Source organism: Streptomyces sp. NPDC056480, assembly GCF_042795405.1.
Classification (GTDB): domain Bacteria; phylum Actinomycetota; class Actinomycetes; order Streptomycetales; family Streptomycetaceae; genus Streptomyces.
Genome location: NZ_JBHTSA010000032.1, coordinates 43,692 through 59,122 on the forward strand (window position 1 = coordinate 43,692; position 15,431 = coordinate 59,122).

General features: G+C 73.5%; 13 protein-coding genes. 6 read left to right on the forward strand and 7 right to left on the reverse strand.

The features are described 5' to 3' along the window. Positions 1 to 490 precede the first annotated feature (490 nt). A complete protein-coding gene (locus ACFQ79_RS16785) occupies positions 491 to 1,297 on the forward strand; it encodes an SGNH/GDSL hydrolase family protein (RefSeq protein ID WP_383583879.1) in 807 nt (268 codons plus the stop codon). On the opposite strand, the gene ACFQ79_RS16790 is transcribed toward ACFQ79_RS16785, so the two are convergent. After that, a complete protein-coding gene (locus ACFQ79_RS16790) occupies positions 1,281 to 2,321 on the reverse strand; it encodes a protein kinase (RefSeq protein WP_383583882.1) in 1,041 nt (346 codons plus the stop codon). The genes ACFQ79_RS16785 and ACFQ79_RS16790 overlap by 17 nt on opposite strands. A gap of 336 nt (positions 2,322 to 2,657) precedes the next feature. Here ACFQ79_RS16790 and ACFQ79_RS16795 point away from each other — a divergent pair, with 336 nt between their 5' ends. Further along, positions 2,658 to 2,930, forward strand: coding sequence for a hypothetical protein (locus ACFQ79_RS16795; RefSeq protein ID WP_030315798.1), 273 nt, complete (start codon positions 2,658 to 2,660; stop codon positions 2,928 to 2,930). 376 nt (positions 2,931 to 3,306) lie between these two features. Here the strand turns inward: ACFQ79_RS16795 and ACFQ79_RS16800 are convergent, their stop codons facing one another. The 3 genes from ACFQ79_RS16800 to ACFQ79_RS16810 all read right to left on the reverse strand — a co-directional run bounded on the left by ACFQ79_RS16800 (position 3,307) and on the right by ACFQ79_RS16810 (position 6,333). Next, the gene (locus ACFQ79_RS16800) at positions 3,307 to 4,503 is read right to left on the reverse strand and encodes a CaiB/BaiF CoA transferase family protein (RefSeq protein WP_383583884.1); all 1,197 of its coding nucleotides are present in this window, start codon (positions 4,501 to 4,503) and stop codon (positions 3,307 to 3,309) included. A 76-nt stretch (positions 4,504 to 4,579) separates the two neighbouring features. Then, positions 4,580 to 5,398: an ABC transporter permease gene (locus tag ACFQ79_RS16805; protein WP_383583887.1), complete on the reverse strand. Its 819-nt coding sequence runs from the start codon at positions 5,396 to 5,398 to the stop codon at positions 4,580 to 4,582. Next, on the reverse strand, positions 5,395 to 6,333 hold the full coding sequence (locus ACFQ79_RS16810; protein ID WP_383583889.1) for an ATP-binding cassette domain-containing protein: 939 nt from the start codon (positions 6,331 to 6,333) through the stop codon (positions 5,395 to 5,397). Before ACFQ79_RS16810 ends, ACFQ79_RS16805 begins: the two co-directional genes overlap by 4 nt. Before the next feature lie 62 nt (positions 6,334 to 6,395). Between ACFQ79_RS16810 and ACFQ79_RS16815 the strand changes: the two genes are divergently transcribed. Continuing rightward, positions 6,396 to 7,133 (forward strand): TetR/AcrR family transcriptional regulator, encoded by a 738-nt coding sequence (locus ACFQ79_RS16815; protein WP_383583891.1) that lies wholly within the window; start codon positions 6,396 to 6,398, stop codon positions 7,131 to 7,133. Here the strand turns inward: ACFQ79_RS16815 and ACFQ79_RS16820 are convergent. The 3 genes from ACFQ79_RS16820 to hmgA all read right to left on the reverse strand — a co-directional run bounded on the left by ACFQ79_RS16820 (position 7,120) and on the right by hmgA (position 10,692). Further along, complete coding sequence (locus ACFQ79_RS16820; protein WP_383583893.1) at positions 7,120 to 8,394, reverse strand: type ISP restriction/modification enzyme; 1,275 nt, start codon at positions 8,392 to 8,394, stop codon at positions 7,120 to 7,122. The two genes, ACFQ79_RS16815 and ACFQ79_RS16820, sit on opposite strands and share 14 nt — an antisense overlap. Before the next feature lie 176 nt (positions 8,395 to 8,570). Then, positions 8,571 to 9,320 (reverse strand): GntR family transcriptional regulator, encoded by a 750-nt coding sequence (locus ACFQ79_RS16825; RefSeq protein WP_383583895.1) that lies wholly within the window; start codon positions 9,318 to 9,320, stop codon positions 8,571 to 8,573. Positions 9,321 to 9,360: 40 nt separating this feature from the next. Then, complete coding sequence (gene hmgA, locus ACFQ79_RS16830; protein WP_383583897.1) at positions 9,361 to 10,692, reverse strand: homogentisate 1,2-dioxygenase; 1,332 nt, start codon at positions 10,690 to 10,692, stop codon at positions 9,361 to 9,363. A gap of 208 nt (positions 10,693 to 10,900) precedes the next feature. Between hmgA and ACFQ79_RS16835 the strand changes: the two genes are divergently transcribed. Genes ACFQ79_RS16835 through ACFQ79_RS16845 form a run of 3 tightly spaced genes read left to right on the forward strand, consistent with a single transcriptional unit; the run spans position 10,901 to position 15,371 of the window. Continuing rightward, positions 10,901 to 13,225, forward strand: a complete 2,325-nt coding sequence (locus tag ACFQ79_RS16835; RefSeq protein ID WP_383583900.1) for a right-handed parallel beta-helix repeat-containing protein — start codon at positions 10,901 to 10,903, stop codon at positions 13,223 to 13,225. After that, positions 13,222 to 14,031, forward strand: coding sequence for a hypothetical protein (locus ACFQ79_RS16840; protein WP_383583903.1), 810 nt, complete (start codon positions 13,222 to 13,224; stop codon positions 14,029 to 14,031). Before ACFQ79_RS16835 ends, ACFQ79_RS16840 begins: the two co-directional genes overlap by 4 nt. Beyond that, positions 14,028 to 15,371, forward strand: a complete 1,344-nt coding sequence (locus ACFQ79_RS16845) for a hypothetical protein (RefSeq protein ID WP_383583906.1) — start codon at positions 14,028 to 14,030, stop codon at positions 15,369 to 15,371. Before ACFQ79_RS16840 ends, ACFQ79_RS16845 begins: the two co-directional genes overlap by 4 nt. The last annotated feature ends 60 nt before the right edge of the window (positions 15,372 to 15,431 follow it).

Genomic DNA, 15,431 nt, shown 5'->3' on the forward strand with positions numbered 1-15,431 from the left:
GGCACCCCCCTACCGCGCCCCGCCCCGGGACCATCAGCGACGCTAGAGCCCTCCCCTGAGCCGCTTTGCGTGATGGATCGGTGCGGGTGAGATGTACGACGGTATTGATGAATGGGACTGTATGGCAAGTCCCGGTTCTGTGGCCCGCTTTTCCGTAGTTTGGCGAAGCTTCGACGGTCAGATGTGCAACCGTCCCGATCGGATTCGGTCAATCCGTTTGCATGCAGAGAACAGTGATGCGGGATCAGGCTTCTGTGTTTTGTTGTGTGAATGTGTCGTGTTCTCGGTCGGCCATTCAGCGGTACCGGAGGCTCCGCTTCCCGCCCCCTTCCGGCCACCCGTCGGCCGCCTGTCGTCCATGGCTGGAAGTGGACGGTCGCTGACGGAGGATCGGGTGACGTTCATCCCCAGTTTTGACATGAACACTTCCGGCGCGGCGGATCCGATGCTACTACCTGGTAGCGCAGAGATCCTGCTAAAGGGAGGTTCCATGAGACTGTCCCGTTTTGCCGCCGTATCGTCCTCGCTCCTGCTCGGTGCCGTCCTCGCCCTCACCGGGGTGGGCGCCGCCCAGGCCGCCGAGACCGCCGCAGTCGACTATGTGGCCCTTGGTGACTCGTACTCCTCCGGTGTCGGCTCGGGGAGTTACGACAGCGCCAGCGGAGACTGCAAGCGCTCCACGAAGGCGTATCCGGTGCTGTGGAAGAACGCGAACGCCCCCTCCTCCTTCGCGTTCACCGCCTGCTCGGGCGCCCGAACGGGTGATGTGACCGCGAATCAGCTCGGTCCGCTCTCCTCCGCCACCGACCTGGTCTCCCTCACGATCGGGGGAAATGACGCCGGTTTCGCCGACGTCATGACGACCTGTGTGCTGCAGTCCGAAGCCACCTGTATCAGCCGGGTGAATCAGGCCAAGAGCTACGTCGACACGACGCTGCCCGGCAAGCTCGACTCCGTCTACACGGCGATCAGGAACAAGGCGCCCGCCGCCCGCGTGGTCGTCCTCGGCTACCCGCGCTTCTACCAGCTGGGCGGCAGCTGCGTCGCGGGCCTGAGCGAGGCCGAGCGCAGCGCCATCAACGGAGCCTCCGACTACCTCAACGCCGCCGTGGCCAAGCGTGCGGCCGACCACGGCTACGCCTTCTCCAGCGTCGTCCCGGCGTTCACCGGACACGAGATCTGCTCCGGCTCGGCCTGGCTGCACAGCGTCAACTGGCTCAACATCGGGGAGTCCTACCACCCGACGGCCGCCGGTCAGTCCGGCGGCTACATGCCCAGCTTCAGGAACGCGGTGTAACCGGACCGCCGCCCGCGCCGTCCGTGGCGCCGGGGCCGGCCGGAGCGGTGCTCGTGACACCGCCCGGCCCGGGCCCGGCGCCTCGTTCGCCGTCCCGGACCAGGTGGTACGCCAGTGCTCCCGCGATGAGCAGCGCGCCGATCACTCCGGCGAGCAGGACGTGGGCGCGCCGGGGCGACGTCGACCGCGGGGCCTCCGGCGCCGAACTCGACGGTGTCGCGGAGGCGTTGCCGTGAGGACTCCCGATCCGCGCGGCCGGCTCGCCCCCCGCCTGAGCGGCGGACGTCCCGGTGGACGGTGACGCCGGGGCCGGGGGTGCCTCCGGCCGGGCGGGCCGCGCCCCGCCCGTCGCCACCCGCCGCAGTTCCCGCTCGACCTGGTCCGCCGTCAGGAGGCGCTCCGGAGCCTCGGCCGACAGCTCCTCGACGAGGGTGCGGAGTTCCCCCGCCCGGTCGTCCTTCGCGGGCAGCGGCGACGGCCGTGCGGACATCGTCGCGTCGAGCAGCGTCCCCAGGGCGCGCAGCTCCGCCGCCGGCCCCGGGTCGTCCTCCGGAGCCGTACCGAAGCCGGTCACGACGATCCGCCCGTCGTTGGCGAGGAGGACGTGCTCGGGATCCACCTCCCGGTGCGGGACGCCGGCCTCCCGGGCCGCCCGCAGCCCGGCCAGGACCTCCGCCCCGACGAGGGCGGCCTCGCGCGGCGGCAGCGGCCCGGCCGCCTCCAGGGTGTCGGCGAGGCTGAGACCCCGGACGAGCTCCATGACGACCCAGGGCCGGCCGTCCTCCGTGGCGACGCCGAGGACCCGTACGGCAGCGGGATGGGAGATCCGGGCGGCCGCCCGGGCCTCGCGCTCGCGCCGCGCGTACAGAAGGGGCACCTCGTCCGCCGGAAGCCCGTCCGGGGCCCGGAGCTCCTTGAGGGCCACCTCGTGGCGGCCCGTCTCGTCGAGGGCGCGCCAGACGGTGCCCGTCGCCCCTTCGGCGAGCACGTCCAGAAGCCGGTAACGACCCGCGATCACCGTCATGGATCCACGGTAGCCGAGGGGTGTCCTCCCGGCCCCGGTCCGGCGCCGCCGCGGTGTCCGCTCCGCGCGCCGCCCGAGTCGAACGATCTTGGTGGTGGAGATCACACCGGTCCGGGTGCGCGGGGAGGCGGGTCCGGAGGGCAGGATGGTTCGTGACGGTTCGGCAGGTGTTCGAAATCCTGTCCAACTCGCCCTGGAATCAGATGGATTCGGACGGTGACCGTCAACCCCCGTACGAGTGCCGTGAATCCCGTCGCCGGGATACACGGGTGTCACCGCGGGGCGATAGGGTTAACCTGCCCTGGGTCGGGTGCCCTTGTACGGGTGGGGAGTGACATGGAACAGATAGCAATGCGCAGCAGGCCGCGAGTGCCTGCCATCACCTGCGGGAGCAGTGCGACGAGTTCGCGGCTCGACCGTCATCTCGCGGTGCTCGGCGGTCCCGCCGTGCCCCAGCGGGAGGTGGCCGAGGCGACGCTGCTGATGCGTGAACTGACGTCGCGTACGCCCGAGGTTCCGGTGCACGGTCACCGCAGCCGCAGCGCGCGGGTCTCGCTCTTCGCCCCGCTCCGCCGCCTCCGCCGCTCCCTCTTCGGAACGCGCCACTAGGAGCCGGGCGCACCGGGCCGAGCAACCCCGAGGTTCCCGCCCGCTTCCGCCCGGTCGCCTTCACGACTCCGACCGCACGACTGCCTGACCGCACGACTGCCACGTCGCCGGACGTGTCCCCGCCCGTCCGGCGCTCAGTCGTACCCGGCCGCGGGCCCGACCCGGCCGCGGGCCCGACCCGGCCGCGGGCCCGGCCTGACGAGTGACCTCCGACCCCTGAGTGACCTCCGACCCCCGAGGGGCACCCGCCCCGTGCGCGATTGGCCGACCCCGCGAGGTGCCCGATCCCGCGAGGTGCCCGACCGCGCGAGAGACGCCCGCCCGACCGCGCGAGCGGAGCCGGGCCCCCGCGAGCGGAGCCGGGGTCCTCGCGCCCTCAGGCGATCACCCCCGCGCCCCGCAGCTCCTTCACCTCCTCCTCCGGCACCCCGAGCTCCCCGAGGACCTCGTCCGTGTCCTGCCCGAGGGCGGGGATCCGGTCCATCCGCGGCTCCGGCGCGTCCGGGAACACGATCGGCGGCAGCAGCGAACGCAGCGGCCCGACCTGCGACTCGACCGCGCGCCAGCGGTCACGGGCCGTCAGCTGCGGATGGTCCGCGAGCTCCGCGACCGAGTTGAGCCGGGCGCAGGCGATGCCCGCCGCGTCGAGCCGGGCCAGCGCCTCGGGCGCCGTCAGCGGGGCCAGCGCCGCCGCGACCACCGCGTCCGTCGCCGCCCGGCCCGCCACCCGCGCCGTGTTCGTCGCGAAGTCCGGGGCGTCGGCGAGGTCGGGCCGGCCGAGGACCTGCTCGGCGAGCCGCCGCCACTCCCGGTCGTTCTGCACGGAGAGCAGCACCAGGCCGCCGTCCGCCGTCGGATAGGCGTCGTACGGAGCGATCACCGCGTGTGCGAGCCCCGTTCGCGCCGGGGGCGTACCCCCATGCATGCCGTAATGCAACGGGTGCCCCATCCACTCGGCGAGCGAGTCGAGCAGGGAGACCTCCACGGGGCCGCCGCGGCCGGTCGTGCCGCGCCGTACGAGCGCGGCGAGGACGCCGGAGAAGGCGTACATCCCGGCGGCGATGTCCGCCGCCGGGATCCCGGACTTGACCGGCCGCTCCGGCGTCCCGGTCACCGATACCAGGCCCGCCTCGCACTGGACGAGCATGTCGTACGCCCGCTTGTGCGCGTACGGCCCCTCCGCTCCGTACCCGGAGACGTCCACCGCGATCAGCCGCGGGTGCGCGGCGCAGAGCGTGGCCGCGTCGAGGCCGAGCCGAGCCGCCGCCCCCTGGGCGAGGTTCTGCACGAAGACGTCCGCGCCGGCCACCAGCCGCCGGACGAGGGCGAGACCGCGCGGGTCCTTGAGGTCGACCGCCACGGACTCCTTGCCCCGGTTGCACCACACGAAGTGCGAGGCGAGGCCCCGTGCGGCCGTGTCGTACCCCCGGGCGAAGTCCCCGCCGTCGGGGCGCTCGACCTTGACGACGCGGGCGCCGAGGTCGGCGAGTTGCCGGGTGGCGAAGGGGGCGGCGACGGCCTGCTCGACGGCGACGACCGTGATGCCTTCGAGGGGGAGTGGCTGAGTGCTCATGAAAGCCCTGCCTACCCTGCGGGGCCTGTCCTTGTCACCAGGGGACATGTCACCCCCCGGGGTGGGGCGGGGATCGTCAGCCCCGGGTGTAGCGGCGGACCGCGAGCGGGGCGAAGAGGGCGATCAGGCCGAGCGACCAGAGCAGCGCCCCGGCGACCGGGTGGGCCACCGGCCAGGCCGCGTCCGCCGGGACGGGCGCGTTGCCGAAGAGGACCCGTACCGCCGTCGTGACCGCCGAGATCGGGTTCCACTCGGCGACCGTGCGCAGCCACCCCGGCAGGTTGCCGGTCGGGATGTACGCGTTGGAGAGCAGCGGCAGCATGAAGGTGGCGCTGCCGAGCTGGCCCGCCGCCTCCTCGCTCTTCGAGGCGAGGCCGAGCAGGATGCCCACCCAGGTCGTCGCGAAGCGGAAGAGCAGCAGCAGACCGAAGGCGCCCAGGGCCTCCGGCGCGCCTCCCTCGACCCGCCAGCCCATGGCGAGTCCGACCAGGAGCAGCGGCACGGTGCCGACGGCGCTGGTCACGAGGTCGGCGAGGGCCTGCCCGAGCGGGACGGCGGACCGGCTCACGGGCATGGTGCGGAAGCGGTCCATGACACCGCGGTGGGCGTCCTGGGCGGCCTGGAACATGCCGGTCATCAGGCCCCCGGCCGCCGTCGCGACGAGCAGGCCCGGCACGAGGTGGGACCGGTACTCCGCGCCCGGCACGGCGAGCGCGCTGCCGAACACGTACCCGAAGAACAGCAGGAACACGATCGGCATCGTCTGGGTCATCACGGTGATCGCCGGCGCGTGCCGGATGCGCAGGAGGTGACGGCCGAGGACGGCCGTTCCGTCCTGGAGGAGCGCGGTGCTCACCGGGCGCGTTCCCTGCTCCTGGACGAGAGCGGTGCTCATGCGGCGAGTTCCTTCCGGTCGGTGAGGCGCAGGAACACCTCGTCGAGGGTGGGCGGGCGCAGTGAGGCGTCGACGAGGAGGACCCCGGCCGCGTCGACCTCGCGGACGATCCGGGGGAGGGTGAGCGTGCCGTCCGTGGTCACCGCGCCGACCGTGCGGTGCCCGGCGTCCAGGACCGGGGCCGAACCGGTCAGGCGGTCGAGGACGGCCGCGGCCGCTTCGAGGGCCGAGGGGTCGGCGACGACCACCTCGGCGTAGCTGCCGACGAGCGCCTTGAGTTCGGCCGGGCTGCCGCGCTGGGCCGCGCGACCCCCGTCGATCAGGACGATGTCGTCGGCGAGCCGGTCCGCCTCCTCCAGGTACTGCGTGGTCAGCAGCACCGTGGTGCCCCGGGACGCCAACCCCCGTACGGCGTCCCAGATCCCGTTGCGGCTGTACGGGTCGAGCCCGGTCGTCGGTTCGTCGAGGAAGAGGACCCGCGGCGGTACGAGCAGGCTCGCGGCCAGGTCCAGCCGGCGCCGCATGCCGCCGGAGTAGGTGCGGGCGGGGCGCCCGGCCGCCGCCGCGAGGCCGAACTGCTCCAGGAGTTCGTCGGCGCGGGCGCGCGGGGCGCGCAGCAGCCGCGCGAACAGCCGCAGGTTCTCGGCGCCGGTCAGGTCCCCGTCGACGGAGGCGTACTGCCCGGTGACCGCGATCCGCTTCCGTACCCCCGCCGGATCGCGCACCACGTCGTGGCCGGCCACCCGCGCGCTGCCCGCGTCGGGCTTCACCAGGGTCGTCAGGACGCGGACGGCCGTTGTCTTGCCGGCGCCGTTGGGGCCGAGGACGCCGCAGACCGAGCCCTCGGGGACGGCGAGGTCGAGGCCGCGGAGGGCGTGGACCTCGCCGTACCGCTTCTGCAGACCCTCACTAAGTACAGCGTACGTAGTCGTCATGGCGCGACCATACCGCACTACGTACGGCGTACGTAACTACGATGGGAGCGAGGTGATGATCCATGGCGGGCCGAGCGGCCGAACCGGAAGTGATCTGGGCGCGGCCCGAACGCGCGGGCCGAGGCCCGAAACCGGCGTACAGCCGGCGGGACATCGTGGACGCCGCCGTGCGCATCGCCGACACGGACGGCATCGACGCGGTCTCCATGCGGCGGATCGCCGCCGAGATCGGCTGCGGCACCATGTCGCTCTACAACTACGTCCCCCGCAAGGAGGACCTGTACGAGCTGATGGTCGACGCGGTCAGCGGCGAGTACGCGCTCCCCGAGGAACCCAGCGGCGACTGGCGCGCCGACATGACCGGGATCGCGTACCAGAGCCGCGCGATCATGTACCGGCACCCCTGGCTGGCCCGGGTGATGACCACCGCCTACGGATTCAGCCCCAACGCCCTGCGCTTCCTGGAGTGGTGCCTCGGCTGCCTCGTCCCGCTCGACGTCCCCCCGGGGCTGAAGATGCAGCTGATCGCCATGGTCAACGGCACGGTGATGGCGACCGTCGCCAACGAACAGGCCATCGCCGAACGGGCCCGCGGACTTCCCTGGTCGGAGGAGGAGGAACAGGCGGTGCGCGGCGCCTACCTCATGGGGCAGGTCGCGAGCGGGAGGTACCCGCACCTCGCGGGACTGCTCGCCGAGGCCCCCGCCGCCCCCGTCGACCCGGACGAGATCTTCGCCCTGACCATCGGACGCCTCCTCGACTCGTTCGCGCCGCCGGAGGGCCCCGTCACAGCAGCATGAACTGGCCCTCCGGGCCCTCCTCCTGATGGTCGAGGACCGAGGCGGGGCGGCGGGACCCGGCCGGCGGCGGCAGGACACCCGCCGCCCGCAGTTCCTCCCGGCCCACGGATCCGGCCGCCTCCGGTGCGAGGGCCGCCGAGGCGAGGGCCGCCCGATCCGGCTCCCGTGCGCCGAGCAGCGCCAGCACGGTCACCAGGTCGAGCAGCTCCGACGTCCACTCCTGCGGCCAGGCCGCCGGCCCGATCGCGTCCAGCGACCCGGGCTCCACCGGGGCGGTCCGGTGAGCGAACCACTGCTCCAGGACCCGCGCCCCGCCGACGCTGAACTCCCAGGCCTCCGCCGGTACGGGCGAGACGCGCCCCCCGTCGAGGCACAGGGCCTCGTCGGCCGCCTCGTACGTCAACGTCCCGGGACGCGCCGGCACCGCGGCCCGCACGTACGGACGGCGCCCGCCCGGCAGCCGGGGCTTCGTCCCGCTCAGCGCACCCCGCGCCTGGATGTCGACGAGCTCCCGGCCGAGCGCCACGCCCGCCGCCCAGACCTCCGGGTCCCCGGGAAGGGGCACCCGGCACCCGGCGGGGGAGGGGAGGGCCGCCGCCACGGTCCACGCGAGCCACTCCAGGACGCCGACCTCGTGCCCGTACCGCTCGCCGAGGAAGCCGAGGAGGCCGGGGGCGAGGTTCGGCTCCATGCCCCCCGGGCGCCGGAACAGCGGACGGATCCGGCCGGGTCGCCCCGCGGGGGAGCGGCCCTCGGGCAGCGCGGCCGTCACCAGGAGCGCGGGGCCGGCCGCACCGGGCACGTACCCCTGCTCGACGGCGAAGAGCTGCGGCTCGCCGGCCACCCGCCACAGCTCCGGCCGTGCGGCGTCGATCAGCCGGTGGTCGGGCAGCAGCAGTTGCTCGTCGAACGGCCCCCGCGCGACCCGTACCGGCTCCGGGCACGGTCCCGGCTCCCGGGCCCAGCGCACGGTCCCGGTCCGCTGACCCGGCAGCGCGGCCACCGCACTCGACGGGGTCCGCGCCCGGCTGGGGCGGAACAGGGCCTCGCGCTCGGCCCCTTCGGCGGCCGCCAGGCGGTCCCAGCGGGACCGCAGCGTCCGCGCGTCCGGCGCCACGATCCACGAGCGGCCGAAGCGCAGTGGGGCGACGGACCACGGCATGAGGTCGTCGAGGAGGGGGAGGTCGGCGACGGACTGCGCGTCGGCGAGGGGAGGCAGATCGGCGTTGTTCGCTCCGGGGGCTTCCGTCACGCCCCGCATGCTAACGACCGCCGTCCGTGGGTCTCCACTGTCCGGAGACCCCGGCCTCCGGCCGACGGGCCTCGACCGTGACCGTCGGTGTGCTCCGGTCGTCAGCGTCGGCGTCGTCAGCGGGCTTCGGCGAGGACCGTCACCGGGCTTCGGCCGTGACCGTCACTGGGCTTCGGCCGTGACCGTCACTGGGCCTCGACCGTGACCGTGAAGGAGAAGCGGTCGCCCCGGTACCGGATGCGCGCCACGTCGACGACCCTGCCCGCCTCGTCGTAGGTCACCCCGGTGTAGTGGAGGATCGGCGACAGGAGCGGCACATCAAGGAGCGCCGCCGTCTCCGGGTCGGCGAGACGGGCCTCGACCGTGTCCGTGATGCGGCTGATCCGCACCCCGACGACGTCCCGCAGCACCTTCGTCATCGGCCAGCGCTCCAGATCGGCCGGGTCGATCGCGGCCGCGAGCTCGGGACGCACCGCGTTCTCCGCCCAGTTGGTCGGCTCGCCGCTCTCCCCGTCGCGGCGCAGCCGCCGGTACGCCACGATCTCCGTGAGGTCGGGGAAGTGTTCGGCGAGCTCACCCGGCACCGCCTCGCTGCCGTGACCGAGGACCGTCGTCCGCTCGCCCGACTGCTGGGCCACGATCGCGTCGATCGAGCCGAGCAGCCGGCGCGGGGTGGAGCGCCGGGCGCCCGGCTCGATGAAGGTCCCGCGCCGCCGGTGCCGGCTGATCAGGCCCTCCTCCTCGAGTTCCTTGAGGGCCTGGCGCATCGTGAGCACACTGACGCCGTAGTGCGCCGCGAGCTGCTCCTCGGTGGGTAGCCGGAGCGAGGCGTCGGGCGTGCGGCCCAGTATCGAGGCGCGCAGCGACTGCGAGACCTGATACCAGAGCGGCAGCTTGCGGTTCAGGACCAGCGAGTCGGGTGCGAAGGCGGTCACGGGTTCTCCGTACGAAGGCTACGGGCGTACGGCCGAGACACTACGGCCGAAAGTGGCGCTCCAGACCCTGCCATACGTCGTCGTACCCCTTCTGCAGGTGGTCGGCGCCCGCGGCCTGCGGGGTCGCGGTCACCGGCCAGCGGGTCTCGAACATGAAGGCGAGACCGTCGTCGATCTTCTGCGGCTTCAGCTCGGCGGCGCTCGCCCGGTCGAAGGTCTCCCGGTCGGGGCCGTGCGCGGACATCATGTTGTGCAGCGAGCCGCCGCCCGGCACGAAGCCCTCCGCCTTCGCGTCGTACGCGCCCTCGATGAGGCCCATGTACTCGCTCATCACGTTGCGGTGGAAGTACGGAGGTCGGAAGGTGTCCTCGCCGACCAGCCAGCGCGGGGCGAAGACCACGAAGTCCACGCTCGCGAGCCCCGGGGTGTCGGAGGGCGAGGTGAGGACCGTGAAGATCGACGGGTCGGGGTGGTCGTACGAGATCGTCCCGATGACATTGAAACGGTGCAGGTCGTAGACGTACGGGGTGTGGTTGCCGTGCCAGGCGACGACATCGAGCGGCGAGTGGCCGTAGGTCGCCGACCAGAGGTTGCCGCAGTACTTGTTGACCACCTCGACCGGACCCTCGACGTCCTCGTAGGCGGCGACCGGGGCGCGGAAGTCACGGGCGTTGGCGAGGCCGTTGGCGCCGATCGGGCCGAGGTCGGGGAGCTGGAACGGAGCCCCGTAGTTCTCGCAGACGTAGCCGCGGGCGGTCTCCTCCAGCAGGTCCACGCGGAAGCGGACCCCACGGGGGATCAGCGCCGTCTCGCCGGGGTGGACGGCCAGCAGGCCCAGCTCGGTGCGGAGGAGCAGGCCGCCGCGCTCCGGGACGATCAGCAGCTCGCCGTCCGCGTTGCCGAAGACCCGCTCCATGGAGGCGTTCGCGTGGTACAGGTGCACGGCCATGCCGGCCCGCTGGGTCGCGTCGCCGTTGCCGCCGAGGGTCCACAGGCCGGCCAGCCAGTCGGTACCGGGAGCCGGGTCGGGCAGCGGGTTCCAGCGCAGCCGGTTGGGGTCGGGAACGGTCTGGTCGAAGGGCGCGGAGCGGACGTCGCCGTTGTCGATCCGGGTGAACGGCGGGTGCGCCGCGGAGGGGCGGATCCGGTAGAGCCACGAGCGGCGGTTGTGCGCCCGCGGCTCGGTGAACGCACTGCCGCTGAGCTGCTCGGCGTAGAGGCCGAGGGGCGCCCGCTGCGGCGAGTTGCGGCCGTGCGGCAGTGCGCCGGGGATCGCCTCCGAGCTGTGCTCGTTGCCGAAACCGGTGCTGTAGCCGAGCGCCTCGGCCGTCTTCCCGGCCTGCTCGCGCCTCTCGGCCTGCTCCGTGGTCATCGCCCGCTCCTGTCCTGAGCCCACAAGGGAAGCCCATCAAGGGAATCCTATGCATGACCGTAGGATTCCGCGCGTCCCGCGTCAACGGGGCATCGGGAGTCGGTGGCCGAAACGGGATGCCGACCCGGCTTCCGGCGCCGGACGCCCCGGAAATCAGGTGCTGCGCGAGGGGGTCAAAAAAGATGAACAATCCTCTACTCTCACGCGCATGTCCTGGACCCGAAGGTTCGTCCTCGCGCTCTCGGTCGTGCTCGCGGCTCTCGCCGCGGCCCTGCTCACCGCCCCCGGGGCCCAGGCCCACGAGGAGCGGCCCGTCACCTTCCCCGACGGCTCCGGCACCGTGCCGAAGCTCCGCACCGGAGAACCCGACCTCCTCGTCTGCAAGACCGACCGGACCGCGTTCGAAAGCCGGATCTCCCGGTTCCCGGCCCCCCTCAAGGCCCGCAACCGCACCCTCTACGAGCGCTGCGCCCGCGAGGGCTACCGCCACCTCCAGCAGGCCGTCGACGCCGTCGACCGGCCCGGCCTGACCATCGCGATCCTCCCCGGCCTGTACGAGGAGGAGCCCTCGCTGCCCCCGCCCACCGGAGCCTGCGCCACCCTCGACGCGCCCACGTCCTCGCTCGGCTACCAGATCCTCAGCTACGAGCAGCAGCGGCAGTGCCCGCACAACCAGAACCTCGTCGCCGTCCTCGGCAAGAAGGACCTCCAGATCGAGGGCACCGGAGCCTCCCGCCTCGACGTCGTCATCGACGCCAAGTACCGCAAGCTCAACGCACTGCGGGCCGATGGCACCGACGGCGTCTACTTCCGCAACTTCACCGCCCAGCGCACCACGTTCAACTCGCTGTACGTGCTCGCCGCCGACGGCTTCGTCATCGACGACGTCCTCACCCGCTGGAACGACGAATACGGCTTCCTCACCTTCGCCTCCGACCACGGGCTCTACAAGAACTGCGAGTCCTACGGCAACGGCGACTCCGGCATCTACCCCGGATCTGCCTCCGACATCAACGACGGCCGCGGCTACGACGTCCCCCGCTACTCCATCGAGATCACCGGCTGCCGCAGCCACCACAACATGGTCGGCTACTCCGGCACCGCCGGAGACTCCGTCTGGGTCCACGACAACGAGTTCGACCACAACATGGGCGGCGCCTCCATGGACTCCGCCTTCCCCGGTCACCCCGGACTCCCGCAGAACCACGCCCGCTTCGAGCGCAACCTGATCCACGACAACAACCAGAACTACTACCGGTACGTCGCCGACGGCACCTGCGCCAAACCGCCGGTCGAGCGCGGCTACGAACAGGGCGTCGTCTGCCCCCAGATCTCCATGCCCCCCGGCACCGGCATCATCACCGCAGGCGGCAACTGGAACCTCTACGAGGACAACTGGGTCTACGGCCACCAGCGCACCGCCTTCTACCTCAACGCCGTCCCCGCCTTCATCCGCGGCGAGTCCGCCTGGGGCAAGCAGACCGACACCTCCCACCACAACCGCTACGCCGGCAACCACCTCGGCGTCGACAAGGCCGGCACCGCCCGCCCCAACCGCACCGACGTCTGGTGGGACGGCCAGGGCGGCGGCAACTGCTGGCAGCCCGACACCGGCGCCGCCAGCCCCGGCGCCCTGCCCGACTGCGGGGCGCGCCGCGGCGACGTCTCCGGCGGCACCGACCGGCTCATCGGCGAACCCGTCAAACTCGCCCAGCTCCTCGTCTGCGCCGACTACAACGTCCAGGCGCGCCGCCTCCCGGCAGGCTGCGACTGGTACGGCGCCCGCGGCCTCCAGCGCGTCGAGACCCAACTCGCCCTCGGCAGCTCCCTCGTCCTCGCCCTGGCCGGTCTCGCCCTCTGGTGGCGCCGCCTGCGCGGCAACCGCCTCGCGGGCGCCGCCACCCTCATCGGCCTCGCGGGCCTCGCCCTCGACGTCGCCGGTTCGACCCTCGCCCTCACCCCGACCGCCGTGCCGGCCCTCGCGCTGCTCCTCACCGGCCTCTGGTGGACCCTCCTCGGCCTCGCCCTGCGCCCCACCCGCCCGGTGCTCGCCTGGACCACTGTGACCCTCGGCGCCCTCACCCTCCTCGACGCCTTCGACAAGGCGATCCTGATGGTCCCCGGCATCCCCCTGAGCCCCGCCTGGCTCCGCCTGCTGCTGGGCGTCATCTGGGTGCTGTGGGCGGTCGTGGCCGCAGGAGCCCGCGGGCCTGCCCCGGCGGACCCGACAGCCGCGGACCCGGCCCGGACGGACGTGACCACGGCGGACCCGGGCCCGGCCGCCACGACCGCCGCCGACCCGGCCCGGACGGACGCGGCACCGGATCCCGATCCCGATCCCGAGGCGGGCCGACAGGTGGGCGCGACCTCAAGCGCCGCCCCCGGCAAGGCCTCCGGCACGGCTCCCGGCGCCGCCCCCGGCAAGGCTCCCGGCGCGGCCCCCGGCACCGCCCCCGGCGCTGACCCCGGCACCGCCCCCGGCGCGGGCGTCACCCCGGCCGAGAACCGGCCGCACGGCGAGGCCACGGCATGAGGCGGCCCCGCGTCGGCGTCACCCGCCCGCCCCTCGTCGCGGCCCTGGCCGCCGTCCTGACCGCCACCCTGCTCCTCACCGGCTGCGGCGGCCGGGCCACCACCCACCACAAGCCCGGCACCACCCACGAGGAGGCCACCGGCGGCACCGGCACCCTGCTCGCCGCGCGGGACGAGAGCGGGCACCGGCTCCGCGAACTCCCCGCGGCGGAGGCGCCCACCGTCCGCGTCGAGACCCGCCCCGACACCGAGGGCGGCTGGAACGTCCACCTCACGGTGGAGAGGTTCCGCTTCACCCCCGACAGCACCGGCGGCGCGGCCCTCCCGGGTCGCGGCCACGCCCGCCTCCTGATCGACGGCCGCGAGGCCGGCCGTCTCTACGGCCCGTGGGGCTACGTACCGGCCGGCACCCGTACCCTCACCGTCCGCCTCCACGCCGACGACCACACCGCCTGGGCCGTCGCCGGCGCCCCCGTCCAGACCACCGTCCGCCTGGACGGGGCCGCACCCCCGAGCCCGGCACCGAAACCCCGGCCGACCGCCACCGGACGCACCGTCGACATCACCGTCTCCGGATCGACCGTCCAACCACCCCCCTCCCGCGTCGAGTTGAAGAAGGGCGAAAGCCTCACCCTCCGTGTCACCAGCGACCGCGCCGACACCCTTCACGTGCACGGCTACGACCGCGAACTCCCCCTCTCTCCCGGCACGCCCGCCACCCTCACCCTCACCGCGGACCGCACCGGCCTCTTCGAGGTCGAGACCCATGAGTCAGGACTCCTGCTGACCCAACTCGTCGTCCGATGACCGGGGCGCTCACCCCGGCCGCCGCGCTCGCCCACGCCCAGGTCCACGCCCTCACCCCCGAGTCCGGCCCCGGTCTCGGCCTTCCGCTCGCCCACGGCGTGGGCTCCCGGCACGACCTCCCCCTCTCGCCCTTCTACGCCTACGCGGGCGCCTTCGCCGCGCTCCTCATCTCCTTTCTCGCCCTCGGGCTGCTCTGGTCCTCCTCCCGCTTCCGCGGCGACCTGTCGGGCCGCCCGCTCCCCGCCGCTCTCCAACGGGTCGCCGACGCCCCCGCCACCCGCACCGCGCTCCGCCTGCTCGGCGGCGCCGCCGCCCTCGTCTTCCTCCTGCACCTCCTTCTCGGGCCGGACGACCCCGACCGCAACCCCGCGCCCGGCGCCCTCTACGTCCTCCTCTGGGTCGGACTCGTCCCCGCCTCCCTCCTCCTCGGCCCCGTCTGGCGCCTCCTCAACCCCCTGCGCGCCGTCCACGCCCTGCACCCGCCGCGGAACCCCCGTCCGCTGCCCGCCGCCGTCGGCATCCGCCCGGCCGCCCTCGGGCTCCTCCTCTTCACCTGGCTCGAACTCGTCGCCCCCGACAACACCTCCACCACCACCCTCCTGACCGCCCTCGCCCTCCTCGCCGCCGTCCAGCTCGTCGGCGCCGCCCGCTACGGCGACCGATGGTTCGCCCACGCCGACCCCTTCGAGGTGTACTCCTCCCTTCTCGCCCGGCTCTCCCCGCTCGGCCGCCGCGCCGACGGCCGGCTCGTCCTCCGCTCCCCCTTCCACGGCCTCGACGCCACCCCACAGACCCCCGGTCTCGTCGCCACCGTCTGCGTCCTCCTCGGCTCCACCGCCTACGACGGCCTCTCCGACAACCCCCGCTGGATCACCGCCCTCCAGACCTCGCCCCTCGGCCCCGTCCCCACCGCCACGCTCGGCCTGCTCGCCGCCGTCGCCCTCGTCGCCGCCTGCTACGGACTCTGCGCGGGCGCCCTCCGCCTGATGAACCGCACCCTCACCACCCCGCTCACCTCCTTCGCCCACTCGCTCCTGCCCATCGCCCTCGGCTATCTCGTCGCCCACTACTTCTCGCTCTTCGTCACCGAAGGACCACGTACAGTCATGATGGCAGGGGGCACTGACAACGCCCTCGCGCCCGCCCCGTTCCTGGGCCCCGGGGGCCTGGCGACGCTTCAGGTCGCCGCGATCGTCACCGGCCACGTCCTCGGTGTCGTCGCCGCCCACGACCGGTCCGTGCGCCTCTTCCCGCCCGACCGCGCGGTCGCCGGCCAACTCCCGCTGTTCGCGCTGATGATCGCGTACACCCTCGGCGGCATCGGCCTGCTGATCGCCTGACCGGGCGCCCGCGCCGCCCCGCCGGACCCGGACCGCCCGGCCGCGCCGCCCCCGCCGAAA